Annotated in this window: 15 protein-coding genes and 2 pseudogenes; 11 read left to right on the top strand and 6 right to left on the bottom strand. The window is 38.7% G+C overall.

Annotation, left to right across the window (positions count from 1 at the left end; translation table 11 throughout):
* Positions 1–16 precede the first annotated feature (16 nt).
* The 3 genes from PREBIDRAFT_RS08650 to PREBIDRAFT_RS08640 all read right to left on the bottom strand — a co-directional run bounded on the left by PREBIDRAFT_RS08650 (position 17) and on the right by PREBIDRAFT_RS08640 (position 2447).
* Positions 17–907 carry a CHC2 zinc finger domain-containing protein gene (locus PREBIDRAFT_RS08650; RefSeq protein WP_004336067.1) on the bottom strand — a complete coding sequence of 297 codons (891 nt, stop codon included), beginning with the start codon at positions 905–907 and terminating at the stop codon, positions 17–19.
* Between the two features lie 182 nt (positions 908–1089).
* Positions 1090–2139, bottom strand: coding sequence for an AAA family ATPase (locus PREBIDRAFT_RS08645; RefSeq protein ID WP_004336069.1), 1050 nt, complete (start codon positions 2137–2139; stop codon positions 1090–1092).
* On the bottom strand, positions 2136–2447 hold the full coding sequence (locus PREBIDRAFT_RS08640) for a DUF3853 family protein (protein ID WP_004336073.1): 312 nt from the start codon (positions 2445–2447) through the stop codon (positions 2136–2138). Before PREBIDRAFT_RS08640 ends, PREBIDRAFT_RS08645 begins: the two co-directional genes overlap by 4 nt.
* Before the next feature lie 356 nt (positions 2448–2803).
* Here PREBIDRAFT_RS08640 and PREBIDRAFT_RS08635 point away from each other — a divergent pair, with 356 nt between their 5' ends.
* From PREBIDRAFT_RS08635 to PREBIDRAFT_RS08625, 3 genes are all read left to right on the top strand, one after another.
* The gene (locus PREBIDRAFT_RS08635) at positions 2804–3007 is read left to right on the top strand and encodes a helix-turn-helix domain-containing protein (protein WP_004336075.1); all 204 of its coding nucleotides are present in this window, start codon (positions 2804–2806) and stop codon (positions 3005–3007) included.
* A 7-nt stretch (positions 3008–3014) separates the two neighbouring features.
* Complete coding sequence (locus PREBIDRAFT_RS08630; protein ID WP_004336077.1) at positions 3015–6374, top strand: helicase-related protein; 3360 nt, start codon at positions 3015–3017, stop codon at positions 6372–6374.
* A 75-nt stretch (positions 6375–6449) separates the two neighbouring features.
* Entirely contained in the window at positions 6450–10289 is a 3840-nt protein-coding gene (locus PREBIDRAFT_RS08625) for an Eco57I restriction-modification methylase domain-containing protein (protein ID WP_004336079.1), read from the top strand.
* Here the strand turns inward: PREBIDRAFT_RS08625 and PREBIDRAFT_RS08620 are convergent.
* From PREBIDRAFT_RS08620 to PREBIDRAFT_RS08610, 3 genes are all read right to left on the bottom strand, one after another.
* Positions 10275–10688 (bottom strand): hypothetical protein, encoded by a 414-nt coding sequence (locus tag PREBIDRAFT_RS08620; RefSeq protein ID WP_036875563.1) that lies wholly within the window; start codon positions 10686–10688, stop codon positions 10275–10277. The two genes, PREBIDRAFT_RS08625 and PREBIDRAFT_RS08620, sit on opposite strands and share 15 nt — an antisense overlap.
* A 2-nt stretch (positions 10689–10690) precedes the next feature.
* Complete coding sequence (locus PREBIDRAFT_RS11725) at positions 10691–10984, bottom strand: hypothetical protein (protein ID WP_238295890.1); 294 nt, start codon at positions 10982–10984, stop codon at positions 10691–10693.
* 145 nt (positions 10985–11129) lie between these two features.
* On the bottom strand, positions 11130–11780 hold the full coding sequence (locus PREBIDRAFT_RS08610) for a master DNA invertase Mpi family serine-type recombinase (RefSeq protein ID WP_004339726.1): 651 nt from the start codon (positions 11778–11780) through the stop codon (positions 11130–11132).
* A 563-nt stretch (positions 11781–12343) separates the two neighbouring features.
* Between PREBIDRAFT_RS08610 and PREBIDRAFT_RS08605 the strand changes: the two genes are divergently transcribed.
* The 8 genes and pseudogenes from PREBIDRAFT_RS08605 to PREBIDRAFT_RS11490 all read left to right on the top strand — a co-directional run bounded on the left by PREBIDRAFT_RS08605 (position 12344) and on the right by PREBIDRAFT_RS11490 (position 18684).
* On the top strand, positions 12344–12817 hold the full coding sequence (locus tag PREBIDRAFT_RS08605) for a hypothetical protein (RefSeq protein WP_004339724.1): 474 nt from the start codon (positions 12344–12346) through the stop codon (positions 12815–12817).
* On the top strand, positions 12801–13196 hold the full coding sequence (locus PREBIDRAFT_RS08600) for a hypothetical protein (protein WP_004339723.1): 396 nt from the start codon (positions 12801–12803) through the stop codon (positions 13194–13196). Before PREBIDRAFT_RS08605 ends, PREBIDRAFT_RS08600 begins: the two co-directional genes overlap by 17 nt.
* Complete coding sequence (locus PREBIDRAFT_RS08595; RefSeq protein WP_004339721.1) at positions 13193–15253, top strand: bifunctional DNA primase/helicase; 2061 nt, start codon at positions 13193–13195, stop codon at positions 15251–15253. Before PREBIDRAFT_RS08600 ends, PREBIDRAFT_RS08595 begins: the two co-directional genes overlap by 4 nt.
* A complete protein-coding gene (locus tag PREBIDRAFT_RS08590; RefSeq protein WP_004335487.1) occupies positions 15241–15546 on the top strand; it encodes a helix-turn-helix domain-containing protein in 306 nt (101 codons plus the stop codon). The genes PREBIDRAFT_RS08595 and PREBIDRAFT_RS08590 overlap by 13 nt, the downstream gene beginning before the upstream one ends.
* 74 nt (positions 15547–15620) lie before the next feature.
* On the top strand, positions 15621–17288 hold the full coding sequence (locus PREBIDRAFT_RS08585) for a fimbrillin family protein (protein WP_004335484.1): 1668 nt from the start codon (positions 15621–15623) through the stop codon (positions 17286–17288).
* Between the two features lie 18 nt (positions 17289–17306).
* Positions 17307–17534, top strand: a complete 228-nt coding sequence (locus tag PREBIDRAFT_RS08580) for a hypothetical protein (RefSeq protein WP_004339718.1) — start codon at positions 17307–17309, stop codon at positions 17532–17534.
* A 144-nt stretch (positions 17535–17678) separates the two neighbouring features.
* A pseudogene (locus tag PREBIDRAFT_RS08575) lies at positions 17679–18350 on the top strand (bifunctional DNA primase/helicase); the annotation flags it as partial.
* Positions 18338–18684, top strand: a pseudogene (locus tag PREBIDRAFT_RS11490) (helix-turn-helix domain-containing protein). The pseudogenes PREBIDRAFT_RS08575 and PREBIDRAFT_RS11490, both read left to right, overlap by 13 nt.
* Positions 18685–18776 lie beyond the last annotated feature (92 nt).

Here is an 18776-nt window from a genome sequence, read left to right as displayed (position 1 = left end):
GCTTCCCTGATAAACTCTATCTTCTGATACCACGCTTCGTGGTCGGTAATAATGTCAGCTTCTTTTTGATTTTGGATTGAGCAACGAGCCATTCGTTGAGGTCTTTATGCTCTCGGTAGCGTACAGAACCGTCTATAATGTGTGGACAAAACTGCTTCAAAATTTCAAACGATTTTCGCCCCGCATCGTCACTGTCCAGAAAACTCTCCACTTGTTTGTAGCCTTTTATCTTCTCTTGAATGCGTGGCAAAAGAGTCAGAGAATTAAGAACTATGGTGTCGCAAGTTGAAGAAGGATTTAGCGTTTGCCACGAAAGAAAATCCATAAACCCTTCAAAGATTTGTAATACGTCTGTGCCTTTACTAATAGTTGTAATCGCTTTTGGAGCAATGCAGCCTTTGAAATAAGGACTACGAATTTCCCAACCGTCAGCATCGTTTGCAAATCCAATGGCATAGTATGTCCGATTGGTATTATTGTATCGAATTTCAGAACAGAATCTATTAGCGATGCTGAGAGATATTCCTCGCTCTGCAATGTATCGTAACAAATAAGGATTGGTAAGTGATTGCACAGATATGATCTCTAATTTGTGCTTAGAGGTTTTTCTTTCACCGCCAAAAGAAAAATCTTGATGCACTATTTGTTTTGAACCGATTAGAAAGTCAATGGCTTCGTACATAGTACAATGCTGTAAAGTACGTACAAGGTCAATAATATCTCCATGTTCGCCAGTTCCAAAGTCATACCATTGGTTGCGCTCTGTATTTACTTTGAATGATGGTGTACTTTCGTTGCGTAGTGGGGAGCAGTACCAAAAATGAATACCTTGTATTCGTGCAGGTGAATAACCCTGTTGCTGCAAATAATCTGTGATAGAGATTTGCTTGATATTTTGTATCTCCATTGTGATTTTGTTTTGATGTTTGAAATGAATAAATCTCAGCCTTTTTCTTTTGGAGGCTGAAGGTTTTAGTATTGGTCGGACGGTCGTTCACTATAGGCTCACCTTTACGTCCGACCAAGTTTGTTTCTCTTTGGTCGGATCGGTTCAGGTATATATAGCCTGTGTCCGACCGACCAAAGGTTTTATTGAAGAGAATTATGACTGAGCCGATATTTTCCTCGTTCTTCCTTAACCACTATACCTTTGTTGAGCAAGAATTGCAAAAGTTCCTTGAGTTTAGTTTGCCCATAGGATAGCCCCACAATCTTAGCATAAGCCTCTTTAAGAGCTACAATTAGTGTACTATATGGCAAAATTTCGCTTGTAGAGAATACTTGTTCTAACGCCTTTCGATGTTCGTTAGTGCTTAACTCTTGGTAGGAGAAACGATGCGACTTCCGTTCATTGTCGGAATACGAGAAATCTAATTGGGGAATGCAAATCTCATCTTCACCCTCCTTAAGTCGAAAGGCAAATTTTTCAAAAGGCTTGGAGCGAATGATAGCAGGAGCAACGATACTGCGCTCGGGCATAGTGTTATCCCTTGTAATTTGGAGGACGGTCTCTGCTTTGTTGTTAAGTTCTGTACCGATATGCCCTCGTGCATTGTCATCGCCCTTGTTGAGGTGCAAGACGGTCTGAATATGGATATTCTGTTCACTCGTCCATTGCATCAGGTCGCCCACTAACTTGGTAGCCTCCGTAGAGTTGTTGATATCAAGCATCAAGTCACGAATACCATCAATGACCACCAAGCCCACATTGGGTGTGTTGTAAATAGCATAACGGATGATTTCTCTGCGCTCGTTTGGGTCTGCAATCGCTCTGAGATGGCTGAACCTCAAATGCTCTGGCTCTCGATCTATCGGCAATCCTGCCAACCGCAGAATGCGTTGCATCACAAGTTGGCAGTGATAGGGACTTTGCTCTGTATCGAAGTAGAGAATATTTCTTTTCAATTCTGGAAATGAAGCACGATATTCCAATACTTGTCCATTGATAAGGGCTGCTGCAACGATGGCACTCACATTGAAAGTCTTCTTTGCTTTTGCCTTACCTGTCGACACACTGAAGTTACCTAATGTGCCAATAATGGCTTCACCTGCTTGCAGCACAACGGGCGGAAGCGCAAACTCATCCGTTACATGAATGAGCGACTTTTGCCAAATGTTTTCATAATCAGTCGTGTTCATCTTCGCCCTCCCGTCTTTCGTCCTGCCAATTCAAGTGCAAGGTCAGCATCAACAATAATCTTGCGACCTACTTGCGTAATGGCACGATTGATTTTGCCACTTTGTTTGATACGGTTGGCTGTGGGCAAGCTGCATCCGAAAAGACGTGCTATGCCAGCCAATCCATACACATATCGCTTTTCTTCTTTGGAGGAAGAAGCCTTGGTTGATTCCCCGCACGTGAATATATTACTGTGTTGTGCAAGGAAAAGTAATTCTTCACCAGTCATCTGCCATACAGGTTTGCCCAGTAATTCGTTTATCGTCATAATTCGATTGTTTTGAAATGAATAACTCGCCCTTGCGCATAGGGCATTCAGTCAGCTCTGACGGTGCAAAAGTAGAGGGCTTTTAATGTTATTCCAAAAGGCAAGGATGTAGCAGGAAGTATAGGGAAACACAAGGAAATCAATAACTATCAAAAACGCTAAATACATATTCAAAAAGTGGATAGTTTTGGGCAAAATGATATTCGTTTCCAATCATCATTGACTACTTAAGAGATTACCTTAATGTCTTCCCACAGGAAAAATTATTTCCAGTAGCGTGAAAGTTCCGCTTTTCTTCGTTTTATTCATTATAAGTTCATAACTTTGTAATTAATATCAAGATAAACAATCATCCGATGGGACAGAAGAAAGAGCATAGCAATCTTATCAAGGATCATTTGAAGAAGCGAGGTATCACCCAAACGTGGCTCGCCAAAGAGTTGGGCATGAGTTTCAGCATTACCAACGCCTACGTTTGCAATCGCAAGCAACCTAATCTTGCTACCATCTTCAAAGTGGCAGACTTGCTCAATGTTTCACCCAAAGAATTAATAAAGTAGAAAGTTTATGAGTACTAAATTTTTCAATAATACCATTGGTAATACTCTCTTTAATAAATTTAAGGGGATAGCTGATGGAATGTCGAACTTCCATTCTTTCCTTGCAGTTGTTGGCTATTTTCGTTCGTCCGGCTACTTCAAACTACGCAAAGAATTGGCAAATGTACAAGACATTAAGATTCTTGTGGGGATCAATATTGATAGTATTTTCAGAAAGCATAATCAGGCATTGCTTATGCTTGACGGTGACGATGAAGCCAGAGAAATTTACACGAAGTACTTCATACAAGATGTCAAGGATGCTCAATATTCACCTGATGTTGAAGATGGAATTCTTCAACTTTGTGATGACATAGTTTCGGGCAAGTTGCAGATGCGCATTCACAAGTCAAGGAATCTTCATGCCAAGTTTTATCTGTGTCTGCCTCAGAATTTTAGTCCCAACACAGACGGATGGGTGTTGATGGGGTCGTCTAATATTTCAGATTCAGGGTTGGGCATTACTCAACCACCTCGATACGAGTTAAATGTTGCCATGAAAGATTATGACGATGTGGCATATTGCAAGAATGAGTTTGAAACTCTCTGGAACGAGGGAGTAGCCATTACAGCCGAAGATATTGAGCGAATCCGTAAAAAGACCCACCTCGAAAATCTTCCTACTCCATATGAAATCTTTATGAAAATCTTGATAGATGCCTTTGGTAATCAGGTTGAAGATGATTTTGCACTCGATTTGCCAAAAGGTTATATGCAGTTGAAATACCAGAAGGATGCAGTCATTCAAGGATTTCAGATGCTAAAGGAGTACAATGGTTTCTTTCTTGCCGATGTGGTCGGTACAGGAAAGACTATTGTGGCAGCCATGATTGTTAAACGTTTTGTCGAAGAAAATGGCAAGAATACCAAGATTCTCGTAATATATCCACCTGCTGTAAAAGAAAATTGGCGTGACACTTTTAAAGACTTTAGCCTCACAAAGTATACTCAATTCGTTACAAACGGAAGTTTGAACAAAATCATCGCAGGGAGTGATAATTACGATGATCCAGAAATTTTTGACCTTGTAATTGTTGATGAAGCACATAATTTCCGCACAGACACGTCTGGTCGATATGATGATTTGCAACGTATATGTAAAGCTCCACGTATCAATGAGGGACTGATAGAGGGTATACAAAAGAAAGTTATATTGTTGTCTGCCACGCCACTCAATAATCGTCCAGAAGATTTTCGTAACCTGATACTGTTATTCCAAAATGCTCGCAAGCCCACCCTTGATGGCATTACCAACATTACAACTTTGTTTCAGCCCTGGATTAAACAGTATAATGACCTTATGCGCAAGCGTGGCAAGACAGACAACAGCGAGATAACCGCTGCTGCTGATAAAATTTATGAAGAAATGCGCACAAAAGTACTTGATAAAATCCTTGTTCGCCGAACTCGCAAGAATCTTTGGAACAACGATGATTACAAAGCAGATCTCAAACTGCAGAACATCCATTTTCCTAATGTTGAGCAGCCAAATGAATGTATATATCAGTTGGACGAGGAACTGAGTGAGTTGTTCTACGATACCATTACAATACTTACCGATACACCTGATGAAGACAACCCTAGTGGTGTGGGGCTACATTTCGCGAGATACCGCGCCATTGAGTACATTATCGGTGAAAAAGCTTCGAAGTATCGTAATGCAGTGCAGTTTGCTCGTGTGTTCTCTGGTATTTTCCGTGTTCACATGGTAAAACGACTTGAAAGCAGTTTTTATGCTTTCAAAAAGTCGCTGCATACATTCTTGCGTATCACCAATGATATGATTAAAATGTGGGATGAAGACAATATTCTTATTGCACCCGATATTGATGTGAAAGGAATGTTAGCAAACGATGTAGAGATTGATGTTATTATCGAGAAAGCTCTGAATCACGGCTATGACAAAGAGGATATTCTTTTTACTCAGGAAGACTTTAACCCTGAATACATCAAGAAACTTCGTGAGGATGTAGAAAAGCTTGAAAGACTGACAGCTCTTTGGGACAAGGTTGAAAAAGACCCGAAATACGATAAATTCAAAGGACTTCTTGAAACTGAATTGATGAGCCCTACGAAAGTCATAAATGACAAAGAGGTGGAGCTCAACAAGGAAGGAAAACTTGTTATTTTCTCAGAAAGTGTTGACACCATTAACTATTTAGGTGACAGACTAAAAAACGAATTGCACTGGACTGACATACTTGTTGTTAGTGCTTCCAATAGAAAAACTGTTTTGAATAGTATTCGGGCGAATTTTGATGCCAATTATTCCGGCGAAAAAGAAAATCAGTTCAACATTATTATTTCATCGGATGTGCTGGCTGAGGGTGTGAATTTACATCGTTCAAATATTATTGTCAATTATGATTCTCCATGGAATGCGACGCGCCTAATGCAGCGTATTGGTCGTGTAAATCGTATTGGATCCACATCTGACCATATCTATAATTACATGTTCTATCCGTCTAAGGATGGTGATAAACAGATACAACTCTATACCAATGCCCTTATAAAACTGCAAGGGTTCCATTCTGCACTTGGCGAAGATGCACAGGTTTATTCACGTGAGGAGATGCTGCGTGAATTCCAGCTCTTTGATGATAAAGTGCGTGACAACGTTGACAAGCAACTTGAACTTTTACGTGAAATACGTGAGCTTTATGCAAAGAACAAAGAACTTTACAACAAGATAAAGACTTTACCTTACAAGAGCCGTACGGTTCGCTTGCCCAAGCATCGACCGCATGATGTCGCCCCGCTATCAACCATTGTATATATTACCACAGGACAACGATCACAGTTCTATCGAATAACGGGTAACGAAGCCCCTATGCAAATAGAGTTCTTGCAAGCAGCTGAATGGTTACGTGCAAAACAAGATGAGCCGACTGGCAACATGGAGGCTGTTAAAGATGCTCATTATAAACATGTACGTAAAGCTCTCGCTGCCTATGAGCAGGCAACTTCGGTAGTTGAAACCACGGAGATTTCTATTGCTGAGAAAAAGAAAGACAAAAATGCTATCACTGCATTAGCATTCTTACGTGAAATGAAACGTATGTTCGATTCAGATGACATATATGCCAAGATACAAGTGATAGAGGAATATGTCAATGAAGGCATATTCTCTAACCTCACATTAAGCCTGAATAGGTTGAGCCGAGAATTAAACAAACAAAAGAAAACGGTTCAGTTGGCAACTCTCAAACCGATACTTTCAATGCGATTGGAGGGTTTGTATGACCATTATTATATCAGCGAGGAAAGAAAGGAGATAGAGAGTCTATATCAACAATCAGAAATAATCACATCCGAAACATTCGAGTAAGCGAGTACAAAGAAAATAGGTTTTCTTTGCCGAGCGTAAGGATGTTCAATGACAAATTAAAAATTCGAGTAAATTATGGCATACACAGCGGAACAACTCAGAACTATATTTCAAAAAAAGTTCAATCTGAATGAATGGATACGGTTCTTAACCAATTTCATAGAGGCTAAGACCATTCGCCAAGTGCCGGAACAATTGGAACTTGACCCCTCAGAGGGCAAAGGCTATTACCTTGGTCAGAAAACTACAACCGATAATTACGAAATCGGTCTGTTCTATATTCAAACCAATTCTTCTGTCACAAATCGCCGAGTTGGATTACGACAGATAGTTAAGCCTTATCTTCGCTATTTGGTTGATGCTGCTTTAGTTGTTTTCGATGACGGAAGCAATTGGAGACTCTCTTTTGTGTGTGACATTAAAGATGAACGTACTTCACCGAAACGATACACATTTGTGTTTGGTGATAGTGGAATTTATTATAATACGGCTGTCCGCCGTTTCTATGACCTACAAAGTAAGGGGGTGAATTTCGCTAACCTAAAGGATACTTTCTCAGTAGAAGCCTTGTCAAAAGATTTCTACACCCAATTGTATTCTTGGTATCAATGGGCATTGTCTGATGAGGTGCATGTTACTTTTCCCAACAATCCCAATACGGAAAAGGATGATAGAGAGAATATGAATGTAAAGTTGATACGTCTTATAACACGGTTGCTCTTTGTATGGTTTATAAAACAAAAGGAATTAGTACCCAATAAGATTTTTGACATAACATATTTAAAGAATATCTTGGTAGGTTTCAATCCATATTCCAAAGATGAGGGTAATTATTATAATGCAATACTGCAGAACTTATTTTTTGCTACATTGAATTGTGCCATCATAGATGAAGATGGCAATCAACGACAATTTGCGACAGCAAAATCTGCACGTGACACTCGCAATCTGTATCGTTATGCTGAAATGTTTAGCATTTCAGAAGATGATGTGGTAAAGTTGTTTGCTAAAGTTCCATTTCTCAATGGTGGATTGTTTGAGTGCTTAGATAAACCAAAAGGGTTATATCTAAAGCAGGAGTACGATGTGCTATATGATGGTTTCAGCCGCAATGGAATGCGGTCGCCTAATGGAAACCTTAAATATCGTGCATTTATTCCTAATATTCTTTTCTTTAATGATGATGAAATACGCCCCGGTCTTATCAACTTGCTGAACCAATATAACTTTACTATAGAAGAAAATTCTCCTACAGATGCAGTAGTTTCACTTGATCCAGAATTGCTTGGGCGGGTTTTTGAGAATTTATTGGCAGATTTCAATGAAGAAACGCATGAATCCGCACGAAAATCCACCGGATCATTCTATACTCCACGCGAGATAGTTGATTATATGGTGGATGAGTCTATAAAAAATTATCTTCTTGGAAAAAATAATTTAGACATTGATGCAAATAGCCTGAATGAATTGTTTGTGAAGAAGAATATACCGACTAATTGGAATACCAGCACATGCAATGATGTTGCTGATGCTCTAAGAAACATCAAGATACTTGACCCTGCATGTGGTTCAGGAGCCTTTCCTATGGGCTGCCTCCATCAAATTGTTGAACTGCAAGAAATACTCTGTAAAGGCAAAATAGACAGATACAACCTTAAATTGGCTATTATAGAAAATTGCGTATATGGCGTGGATATTCAGCCTATTGCCATGCTTATTTGTAAATTACGTTTCTTCATCTCTCTTATCTGTGAACAGACTAATGTGGACTTCAATAGTCCTGAAACTAACTTCGGTATCAATACTTTACCTAATCTCGAAACAAAGTTTGTCGCAGCAAACTCTCTTATTAGTGCTGACATCAGAAGTTATGAAAATGATTGGACCGCTGACGAGAAGCTTTCTCAACTTAAGGAGGAACTTCTCAACATACGAAACGAACACTTTTTGGCAAAAGGAAGAAAAGCAAAAAGACAAAGCCAGCGTATGGATGAGGCAAAGCGAGAAGAGATAATGAATTACATCGTAAAACACTCTACTCAACCTGACCCTTCTGTGATTTCCGTTTTAGAAAATGAAGTAGCGCGCTTACGAGTTAACCTTAAAGAATATGAAAAAGAAGTATGGGTTGACAAAACTCACCCTGCCGAGGTAACACTATTTGGTGTAGTAGAATCGCCAGATGCAATATTCCGTGAAGACATCAATAAGAAAAAACGTGAAGAACTTAATGCTCAAATATGCTCTCTAGAAAATAATATCAAAAAAGAGAAGAGCAAAGGTGAAATCGTAGGCTTTGAAGCTGCTGTAAAACAAATAACAGAATGGAATCCATACGACCAAAATTCTGTTTCAACATTCTTTGATCCAGAGTGGATGTTCTGTCTCAAGGGAAAATTTGACATAGTGATAGGTAATCCACCTTATATTTCAACAAAAGGAGTCAAAGAAGAGGATAAAAAATGTTATGAGAAAGAGTTCGGCTTCTCAGATGATACATATAACTTGTTTACCTTCAGGGGACATTCTCTTTGTAAGGAAGGTGGATCGCTTAGCTATATAACTCCTAAGACTTTTTGGACTACACAGACTAAACGCAACATGCGCGACCTCATTTTGTCAAAGCGAATAGACTATATCTTTGATACGGCTAATCCTTTTGAGGCTGTAATGGTTGATACTTGTATAACCCAGACTACAAATCTTCCTATGCCAGAAGGACATAAAGTTCGTTTCTACGATGGGACTAAAGACCTTGCAACCCCGTTACAATATACACCAATTGAACAGAGTGTGTTTATTAATACGCAAAATTCTGTTATCTTTAAACCTACAGACTTGAATCTTCGCATATATGAATTATATGGACAAAAGGTAAAAGAGTTGTTTGATAAATGGTGGGATAAAATAGAAACATCAAAGAAGATTGCAAAGAACCAAAAAGAACTTGAAACTTATCGTGCCAGTTTAAAGCCTGGTGACGTTGCCCTACTTGGCTGTTTGACAGAAGGAGGACAAGGGCTTGCAACAGCAAACAACGGAAAATATATCGCTGTTCGTCGTTCTACAAAATGGGCAAAAAATATTATTGATTCACGTCCAAAAAAATTAGCCGAAGCTGTAAAAAAGAAAAAAGTCAGTGTTCCAAAGATGGCAAACTTCGCTAATGAAAAGGAATTCCTAGATTCTCTTTCTGAGAAAGAAATTGCAGCATTGTTTGATACACTTAAGGAGCAATATGGAAGAGATATCTTTGGTCAAGGATATATCTACAAAATTATCGAAGATAGCGAACTGGCTAATGTAGATGAGTTGACTACAGAAGAAAAAGAAAATGGGATCGATACCTCAAAGAACTATTATGTACCTTATGATAAAGGAGACAAAGATGGAAACCGTTGGTATCTTGAAACACCATTTGCCATTGCATGGTCTAAGGAGAACGTCCAGTTTTTGAAGACTAATTCTGGCAAGAAAGGTGAAGGTATGCCTGTTGTCCGCAATCCCCAATTCTATTTTAGGGAGGGATTTTGTTGGATAGATGTCAACTCAACCTATTTGAAGGCAAGAATTAAAACAAATGGAGTATTCGACGTACTAAGCATGAGTCTTTTTACGATGACAAAACTACCTGACTGGTATTATGTTAGCTTGATAAACTCAGAGTTTATAAGCCTGTATGTAGATAACTTTATCAATAACACCTCTCATTTTCAGATCAATGATGCTCGTCAACTGCCAATAATCATACCTTCATCTCATGAGTTAGAGATATTCAAGGAAATTAGTGAAGCCTCCATTGCAGCTAAGAAAGCCTATTTTTCTTCTACAATTTCTATCGATTTTGCAGGAGAAGAACTTATTGACAAACAATCTGAACTTGACAAAGTTGTATTCAAATTATATTCGATATAGTGATAGCACAGCTTTGTCTATTTCCTGCTTAATAAGTAGTAATTCATCAATTATATGGTCAGCTTCGGAATACAGGTTCGAAGCTGACTTTTTGAAATTAATAGCCTTATTCACAAGTGATTCGAAATTTTGCAACTCTTCGGCATTAGGTATAACAATCGGTATTTGTCTACAATCATTTACTTGAAAGTTAACTGTAAAATTGATATATGCTTCAGTATATTTATTTGTTATTATAGAATTTCCAATCGCTAAAATTAAGTTATTTGAAAGGAATCTATTTTTACATAGACGCAAAGTCATAGCTCCTACATCATTAACGCCAATAGGAGCCATACGGAATTTTAAGTCATTAGTACTTCTCGTTCCATTAATTAAATTCCAACAAAATCCCTCCATCTTTAAAGATGATACAACTTCTCAATATATAAGTCAACTTCTTTTTGAATGGTATCAAGTGATTCATTAGCTAATGCAGCACCTTTCTTTATTTGTATCGCTTTCGTAACAAACTTTACTGTCTGTTCGTTCTCTTCCTTTCGAGGGATAATGACTGGTAATTGTCGTGCATCGTTTATTTGGAATGTCTGAGTGTTGTTTACAAAATTATCAACGTAATAACTAATAAAAGTGGAATTGATAAGAGTGATGATATAGTCTTCTTCAACTAAATCAGAAACTCCGAAAATACTCATACTTTTAACATCATGAATACTTTTTTCTTTTTTGCGACATTTTAAAAAAGTAGTATTTATATCACTCCAGCACAATCCCTCCCTAAAGTAGAACGAATACCCCTGATATCGAGCTTTAGGGTCAGTCTTCAAAAACTGGACCCTATTAATAGATTCCTCTTTTCCATCTACCATTAACAGATTTTGTCGGCAGTCTTATTTCTGTATATGCAAGATACCTGTATAACGTTCCTCTTGCAACCTTTATCTTTTTAGCAATATTTGGTATGCTAACACCTTCAGACAACTTCTTTAATATATACTCATGTTTTGCCAAACACTTAGAATTAAGTTGATTATTCCTTTTCCCATAACCTCGTCCTATTTGTTTTCCTTCTGATTTCAGTCTTGCCAAAGCCTCTTTGGTACGCTGGCTGATTAGGTTACGCTCTATCTCTGCAGATAGTCCAAAAGCAAAGGCAAGTACTTTGCTCTGAATGTCATCGCCCAAACGGTAGTTGTCCTTGATAGTCCAAACGCGACACTCCTTATTCATACATATATTGAGAATTTCCATTATCATAAATAAGTTACGACCAAGCCGAGATAATTCACTGCAAATGATAATATCATCTTTACTCACTTTTTTTAGTAATTTACCCAACTGACGTTTGCTATAATTTTTCGTTCCGCTAATAGTTTCTTCTATCCAGTCGTCGATTGATAGTTTTCTATGCTCACAAAAATTGCTAATTTCAAAACGCTGATTTTCTACTGTTTGCTTATCGCTGCTTACTCTAATATATCCGTAAATCATATTTGTATGTGTGATAGTTGTTACTTTCACGAATACAAACGAATATTGTAATAAAAAAATGCGATAAGTTTTCTAATACAATGAAGTTTTTTGGGTGTAATAAAGGGTGTAAATCACGCAACTTACTGATTTACACCCTTGTTTGCGGAGAGAGAGGTTTATGAACTAAACTCTGCAACTCCTTGTATCGTAATATTTTATACGTTTCAAACTTTTTTCGTGTAGCCATATTGTAGCCACGAGAGAGTATTTTGAGAGTACTCATAGATACTGCTGATAGAATTGCACTCTTGCAAATCTTGGGTTCAAAAGTACTAAAAAAATGAACCTTCTCCAAGTATTTGATGTTAAATATCTTAGAAATTTTTTGGCTACAATTTTCAGTGCACGGTGCAAGCCCTTATATATAAAGGGTCTTGCACCGTGCACTGAGGTCATGATATTGTGTAATTATATAAAATAACAAAATGGTATAATAATGCCAAATAATGGTTTTGTAATATTCTTATAAAAACTCAATCCATATGAACTTTGCATTCTAAAAAACATAGATCTCATTTTATATGGCTCGTAAAAAAGAATGTAAATCAAATAAGGAAGGACGAATTTTCATGGTAAAACCAACCATTGACATGATGTTATCAACTTGCATTAATGTGAAGCTGGTAGCTAATTTAGGAGGTTTTGAGTATTCTAATTTTGTAAAAACCTGCAAGTTGGGAAAAGACATACGCCTAAGTTCTTTAGAGCGATGTGCAACTGCGTTTGGTAGGGACACACTTGTCATTCATCTACCCGCAGGACTTGTCGAATCGGTAACAAACCCACAGGTACACCATAGTGGACTTTTTCATACGATAGAGGAAGCTGAACTCAAAATAGTGTTGAGGGAGATACTCAAAATTAAAAAGTCACAATTCTTGCCTTACTTGGAGTTGTTCTTTTCAGTTCTTGAAGAAAGTAATGGCTGTACAGAAGATCTTTTGCAAAGGCTGATAAAAGTGCTTCAAAATACTATAGATGAAAATGGAAAATAATAATTCTCTTTTTGATGAAATCAGAACATTGCGTGAAGAATTGCATCAAGTGGTTTCGTTTATCGTGGAGCTTAAACGTGACTATACCGTTTTGGAGGAACAGATAGAATTAGGCTCTTCGGACGTTCTTCGTCTTCTTGGCATTTCCAAGGCATCCCTTGCACGATGGCGAGATAACAACACGATTCCTTATCGCTACATATCAAGCAATCATGTTGTATATCCCTTTAAGGGAGTCTACATTGCTATAAAATCTGGGCGTGCAACTTTTAAGGGGTTCCGACGGCTGGAAGCCTTGCAGCGTCTTAATGCCTATAGGGATGGAATTATAAAAGGATACATGGGCGATAATCCCCAAACTTTGTTTGAAGAGTTATGAACTTAAAAGAAGAAATTTTACAAAGAACCAATCATGGATTGGAAGTGTTTTATTTTTACATGCCGATAGATTTCGTTCCAAAGCGCAATTTTCGCAATCCTCTGTATAATGACAGGCGTGCGTCATGCAATATATACTTTGACGAAAAATCACAATGCTATCGCATGAAGGACTTCGGTAATGAAGCGTATTCTGGGGACTGTTTCTGGTTTGCTGCCGCAATTATGGGACTTGATGTTCGTACAGAGTTTAGAAAGGTGCTGGCTATGATTGTACATGACTTGGGACTCAATATTTCTATTGAAAACAGAGGCGCATCGGAGCAAAATAGAAGTTATACAAAGAGTACTTTTTCTGTAGGACATAAGAATGCTGTTTCTGGAACTCCAGAAAACAAACGCTGGTTTAAGATTCATGAACAGCCTTTCAATGAAGAAGAAAAGAATTTTTGGTTACGATATGGAATAACGGACAGAACATTGACACAATACAGCGTGAAGTCGCTGCGAAGTTATGAAGCCATCTCCTGTCAAGGTAAACAGTTCACGCTAAGCTCTACGAAAGAAGAGCCAATATTCTGTTACATCATGGGAGATTTTATAAAGATATATCGTCCGCACAGCAAATTGCGCTTTCTCTACGGAGGTGAGAAATTGAAAGATTATGTCTTTGGATTTGAGCAATTGCCCACCAAAGGCGACATTCTCTTCATCACAGGTGGGGAGAAAGATGTCTTGTCGCTTTCTGCCCATCATTTCAATGCTATTTGTTTCAACAGTGAAACGGCTTCTATACCAGAAAATATCATTGAAAGCCTACAACTCCGCTTTAGGCACATCATCCTGCTTTATGATATGGATGCCACAGGACTGCGTGAAGCACAGAGACAGATGGAACTATTGGCACAATATAATGTACTACACTTGGAGTTGCCTCTTCAAGGAATTAAGAGTGAAAAAGACATCTCTGACTTCTTTGCCTTGGGGAGGACGGAACATGAATTACAATCTTTGCTTACGGATAAACTTTCTGAATTATACACACAAACAATGATGATGTTACGTTCCTGTGAAATAGACTACGAAAACCCTCCTGACATTTCCAAATCGGTGGTGGCTGTGAATGGTGTCCCATTGGGAACACAAGACAATCTATTCTGCATCACCGGAGGAGAGGGTACGGGCAAGAGTAACTATGTCGGAGCCATTCTTGCTGGAACATTGGGAGTAGAACAACTGCCAATAGAGAAAACCTTGGGCTTGGAGATTACCGCCAATCCCAAAGGCTTGGCAGTCCTGCACTATGACACAGAACAGTCAGAGGCACAACTTCATAAGAATTTAGGCAAGACACTCCGTCGGGCTTCACAGGCAACAGTACCTGAGTATTATCATTCTCTGTATCTTGCTTCGCTCTCCCGCAAAGACCGGTTGAAACTTATCCGTGAGAGTATGGATTTGTTTCACCACAAGCATGGGGGCATCCATCTTGTGGTGATTGACGGCATAGCTGACTTGATACGTTCCGCCAACGATGAGACGGAAAGTATTGCCATCGTGGATGAGCTTTACCGTCTGGCAGGGATTTACAACACCTGCATCATCTGCGTGCTGCACTTCGTGCCAAATGGTATCAAACTCCGTGGGCATATTGGCTCCGAACTTCAACGCAAGGCGGCAGGCATTCTCTCCATAGAGAAAGATGACAATCCTGAATACTCTGTGGTGAAAGCTCTGAAAGTCCGTGACGGAAGCCCCTTGGATGTGCCGATGATGCTTTTTGGATGGGACAAGGCAGAGGGTATGCACGTCTATCGTGGTGAGAAGTCCAAGGAGGACAAGGAAAAGCGTAAGACCGATGAACTCGTTGGCGTTATAAGAGAAGCCTTCCGAAATTCTTTCAAACTCACCTATCAGGAACTTTGTGATGTTCTGATGCGAGAAATGGAAATTAAGGACAGAACAGCAAAGAAATACATCGCCTACATGAAAGAGCAACATATCTTGGCACAGGATATCAATGGCAACTATCAAAAAGGAGAATTATGCCGTACATAAACTATAATGCAGAAGACACTTGGCAAAAACGCCTGTTCGATAAGCTCATGAATGTCGAGGACAAACTCGACCGTCTGCTTGTCCTGCAAGAGCAATCCGTCGATACGACTGTTCATCCACCATTGAAACCCGAATATTTGGATATCATAGATGTGTCCAAGATACTCAAAGTGGAACAAAAGACCATCTACAACTGGGTGTGGGCAGGGAAAATTCCTTATCTCAAGGCTAATGGTCGATTGCTTTTCCTTAGGAGTGAGATAGATAAAATGTTACAAAGAAGAGAGGAGTGAGGAAGAACTATCTCACCCTTTCACTCAATCAAACTTTAATCGTTATGACAATTCAATAACAAAAAAAGAAACTTATGAAATTACGAAAATTATCAAATCCACCAGCTGTGGTGTTGTTAGTCTTTATCCTGTTGGGGATGGTATCTTGTTCTGATGAAGAACAGGTTGTATCCAATGTAGCATCTCCTTCTGACTTTATCAACTTTTCTGTTGCAGAGAACAATCAAACTCATACACGAACAGCGTTTGACTCGCAAAACTATGTCAAGAAATTGAAAAACTTTTATGTGTATGCGTTCCTTGACGACCCAGGAGAAGAAGAACCATATATGGATAATGTAGAAATAGTCAATCAAGGTAATGGCAAATTCTCATATAAAGACGATAATATGAAAAAGAGATGGCTGGAAGATGAATCCCTGCATTTTGTTGCGGTCAACTCTCCCAATAATTTTGGAAGCAGACCGGAAATAGATGTATGGAGCAACCACGAGGTAAGCCTTGGTGTATATTCGGGTGGAAACGAGGATTATATGGCGGCTTTCGAATCAGATGAATATAAACAAGCAAATCATGGTACCGTAAAACTACAATTCCATCACCTCCTTTCACAAATCAAGTTTGGAATTTCCAATATGTCAAACAATCTTGAAATCATGGACATCAAGCAAATTGGCTTAAAGGGGGTGTATCATGAAGCAGAGTTTACAATGCAGGGAAATGGGGCGGTTCAAACACGCATGGCAAGGGATTATTTAGGACTTGGTGAATATTCATTTGAAATAGAAAACTTTGAAAAAGCAGATAAATCATATCTTAATGCCAGCAAAGACATTTTTATAGTTCCGTTGAATCATCAACCGTGGAATCCCAAGTCAGGCGTTAGAATTGCAGACATTAATAAGGCTATTGGTGAGAATGACGCACAAAACGTTTATTCCTATGTATGGGTTAAATGTAAAATTTATAACCACAGCACAGGTCAATATGTTGTTGGCGACTACAATAGTTATGGCATTACTTATTTTCCTTTCAAAGCTGATTTGAAAGCAGGAAAAAGATACAAATACACGATTACTATTATGGATGACTTCATTGGCTACCCTGACCAAAATACAACACTCCAAGAGCCTAAACTTGGTTGGGTGATATCCGATGCTGGCAATATTTATTCGACTTGTGAAGAAGCAGACAATGCAGGTGAGAAACCTGTTGCCATGATTGCATATATAAGTGATAATGGTAACGGCCCTGCACCTTATAGCAAACATGGACTTGCCATATCTTTGCGAAATCTAAAAAGCCCGGACAGGACCAACTTGTTTTTAATAGAGGAATTGGAGAAAGTAGACACATACCTTTCTGAATATCAGAAAGTAGCGCCATCTTGGACCCAATGGTATGTGCCAAGATTCAAAGATTTTGATTTAATATTTGATGCTTTTGGCGGTACTAAATATAGTAATAAACCACATTATACAACCCAACCGTGGGACTATGGAAGACTTAATGATTTTATGGAATCAACAGAACGGTATGGTGAAGACGAGGTTTATCATGATTGTTTTATAGGATACCTACCACCGTATTACGATTGGCAACCATCCCGTTATTGGATTAATGTTTCCGAGAATTCAAAGTCATCATTTTTGTGGTTATATGATATTAAGGGTAAGCAGTACTTACAATGGCACCGTACAGCACTGGGAGGCTGTTTTATACGTCCTGTATTTAAATTTTAATTCTTAAAATGTAAAAAGATGGAAACAAAAAAAATAGAAATAAATAATCAGATAAAGAAGAAATATATAGCACCAAAAATTACGATTTTTGAAATGGGAGAACCCGTACTGGCAGCAACTTCGTCAAGTGAGAATCCGAGGATGGAAGTTGGAGTAGACGATTGGATTGATGATGAAGAAGTAAACTCAACAAATGCAAAACATTTTTTCCATGTCTGGGAAGATGAAAATAGAGAAGAACTTTAATGATTAAGATACTCTACCACTTGGTTTAACAAAATCTACAAGTTATATCATGTGTATTAAGACATGTTAGATTTTGGCAATAAATTAATTTTGTTGCCATAATCTAACTGATTCAATAAATAATTACAGATACACTTCCATTAGTATTATCATTCTCTGTATCTCGCTTCGCTTTCTCGTAAAGACCTGCTGAAACTTATTCGTGAAAGTATGGACCAGTTTCATCACAAACATGGGTGCATTCACCTCGTGATGATTGACGACATAGCTGACTTGATACGCTCTGCCAACGATGAAACGGAAAGTATTGCCATCGTGGATGGGCTTTACCGCTTGGCAGGAATTTACAACACCTGCATCATCTGCGTGCTACACTTCGTGCCGAATGGTATCAAACTCTGTGGGCATATTGGTTCAGAGTTGCAGCGCAAAGCTGCTGGTATTCTCTCCATAGAGAAAGATGACAATCCCGAATACTCTGTGGTGAAGGCATTGAAAGTCCGTGACGGAAGCCCGTTGGACGTACTGATGATGCTTTTCGGCTGAAACAAGGCTGAGGATATGCACGTCTATCGTGGTGAAAAATCCAAGGAAGACAAGGAAAAGCGCAAGACTGTTGAACTCGTTGGCGTTATAAGAGAAGCCTTTCGAAATTCTTTCAAGCTCACCTATCAGGAACTTTGTGATGTTCTGATGCGAGAGATGGAAATCAAGGACAGGACCGCAAAGAAATATATTACCTATATGAAAGAGCAGCGTATTTTGATACAAGATACAAGTGGGAATTATCAAAAAGGAGAATTATGCCATACTTAGATCAACAGCCAGAAGATACATGGCAGAAACGCCTGTTTGATAAACAGAAGAATATGGAAGACAAGCTCGACCGTCTGCTTGTCCTACGGAACAGGAAGTAGATACGACCATTCACCCTCCATTGAAACCCGAATACTTGGATATCATAGATGTCTCCAAAACTTTGAAGTTGGAACAAAAGACCATTTAAAACTGGGTTTGGGCTGGAAAAATTCCTTATCTCAAAGCCAATGGACGATTACTTTTTCTCTGGGAAGAGATTGACGAGATGCTGAGAAGGCGAGATGGTTGGTTATGCGTATTTGTTGGTTTTTATTGTTGCTTTGTTGTGTAAATGCAAGCAGTTACATTACAAAATAACGGTTACAAAATTGATTATACGTACATTAATACTGGCATAGCTCGTTAAACTCGTACTTTTCTCTA

Source organism: Prevotella bivia DSM 20514 (assembly GCF_000262545.1).
Lineage (GTDB): Bacteria > Bacteroidota > Bacteroidia > Bacteroidales > Bacteroidaceae > Prevotella > Prevotella bivia.
The sequence above is the reverse complement of the archived record's forward strand: the minus strand, read 5'-3'. Positions and strand labels throughout refer to the sequence as shown.

Excerpts from the sequence above, each read along its gene's own strand:
- PREBIDRAFT_RS08650 (WP_004336067.1), bottom strand. The coding sequence starts at position 907 with ATGGAGATACAAAATATCAAGCAAATCTCTATCACAGATTATTTGCAG.
- PREBIDRAFT_RS08645 (WP_004336069.1), bottom strand. The coding sequence starts at position 2,139 with ATGAACACGACTGATTATGAAAACATTTGGCAAAAGTCGCTCATTCAT.
- PREBIDRAFT_RS08640 (WP_004336073.1), bottom strand. The coding sequence starts at position 2,447 with ATGACGATAAACGAATTACTGGGCAAACCTGTATGGCAGATGACTGGT.
- PREBIDRAFT_RS08635 (WP_004336075.1), top strand. The coding sequence starts at position 2,804 with ATGGGACAGAAGAAAGAGCATAGCAATCTTATCAAGGATCATTTGAAG.
- PREBIDRAFT_RS08630 (WP_004336077.1), top strand. The coding sequence starts at position 3,015 with ATGAGTACTAAATTTTTCAATAATACCATTGGTAATACTCTCTTTAAT.
- PREBIDRAFT_RS08625 (WP_004336079.1), top strand. The coding sequence starts at position 6,450 with ATGGCATACACAGCGGAACAACTCAGAACTATATTTCAAAAAAAGTTC.
- PREBIDRAFT_RS08620 (WP_036875563.1), bottom strand. The coding sequence starts at position 10,688 with ATGGAGGGATTTTGTTGGAATTTAATTAATGGAACGAGAAGTACTAAT.
- PREBIDRAFT_RS11725 (WP_238295890.1), bottom strand. The coding sequence starts at position 10,984 with ATGAGTATTTTCGGAGTTTCTGATTTAGTTGAAGAAGACTATATCATC.
- PREBIDRAFT_RS08610 (WP_004339726.1), bottom strand. The coding sequence starts at position 11,780 with ATGATTTACGGATATATTAGAGTAAGCAGCGATAAGCAAACAGTAGAA.
- PREBIDRAFT_RS08605 (WP_004339724.1), top strand. The coding sequence starts at position 12,344 with ATGGCTCGTAAAAAAGAATGTAAATCAAATAAGGAAGGACGAATTTTC.
- PREBIDRAFT_RS08600 (WP_004339723.1), top strand. The coding sequence starts at position 12,801 with ATGAAAATGGAAAATAATAATTCTCTTTTTGATGAAATCAGAACATTG.
- PREBIDRAFT_RS08595 (WP_004339721.1), top strand. The coding sequence starts at position 13,193 with ATGAACTTAAAAGAAGAAATTTTACAAAGAACCAATCATGGATTGGAA.
- PREBIDRAFT_RS08590 (WP_004335487.1), top strand. The coding sequence starts at position 15,241 with ATGCCGTACATAAACTATAATGCAGAAGACACTTGGCAAAAACGCCTG.
- PREBIDRAFT_RS08585 (WP_004335484.1), top strand. The coding sequence starts at position 15,621 with ATGAAATTACGAAAATTATCAAATCCACCAGCTGTGGTGTTGTTAGTC.
- PREBIDRAFT_RS08580 (WP_004339718.1), top strand. The coding sequence starts at position 17,307 with ATGGAAACAAAAAAAATAGAAATAAATAATCAGATAAAGAAGAAATAT.